The sequence below is a fragment of the Roseateles sp. P5_E11 genome (assembly GCF_054049355.1).
Window position 1 is genome coordinate 1 of the sequence record NZ_JBFUMO010001114.1, and the last position, 836, is coordinate 836.

Below are 836 nucleotides of genomic sequence, written 5' to 3' on the forward strand. Positions count from 1 at the left end.
ATGCGGGCCAGGGCCTGGACGATGACGGGGGCCAGGCCTTCCGAGATCTCGTCCAACAAGAGGATGTCGGCGCCCGTGCGCAGGATGCGGGCGACGGCCAGCATCTGCTGCTCGCCGCCGGACAGGCGCGTGCCGGGGCTGTTCTTGCGCTCGGCGAGGTTGGGGAACATCGCGTAGATCTCGGTCTCGCTCATGACCTTGCCGCGCTTGGTTTTCAGCGGCGGCGGCAGGCGCAGGTTCTCTTCGGTCGACAGGCTGGCGAAGATGCCGCGCTCCTCGGGGCAGTAGCCGATGCCGAGGTTGGCGATGCGGTGCGTGGACAGGCCGATGGTCTCTTCGCCGTGGATCTTGATGGAGCCTTTTCTTGCTCCCGTCAAACCCATGATGGCCCGCAGCGTGGTGGTGCGGCCGGCGCCGTTGCGGCCGAGCAGGGTGATGACCTGGCCGGGTTGGACTGACAGGTTGATGCCGTGGAGGATGTGGCTTTCGCCGTACCAGGCGTGGAGGTTTTGGATTTCGAGTGCTGGGGTGGCCATGGCTTTGTCAGCTTGCTCGTTGCTTCGGGTTGCTTTGGCGGAGAGCGTGGTTGCTCGCTGCATTGCCGGGAGTCCCGCCCGGCAGCGGGGTAACTTTCTTCTGCGGGGCCAGAAGAAAGTCACCAAAGAAGAGGCCCTGAACCGCACACGACCGCGGCGCCGCGAATAGCGGCGCGCGAAAACGCTGACCTGCATCTCGGGAAGACGCGAACCGCTGCGCTCTCGCTGCTGTCCTTATCGGCCGCACCATCCATCGCACCACCTGCCCGCTTAACGCGCGGCTGCACGCCGGGCTCACCA

The 836-nt window shown here is 65.8% G+C and carries 1 protein-coding gene; it reads right to left on the minus strand.

Annotated features, from left to right (window positions below):
• Positions 1 to 536, minus strand: a 536-nt coding sequence (locus tag ACXJKR_RS33775; protein ID WP_457326580.1) for an ABC transporter ATP-binding protein, incomplete at its 3' end; no start/stop codon positions are given.
• Positions 537 to 836: the final 300 nt, after the last annotated feature.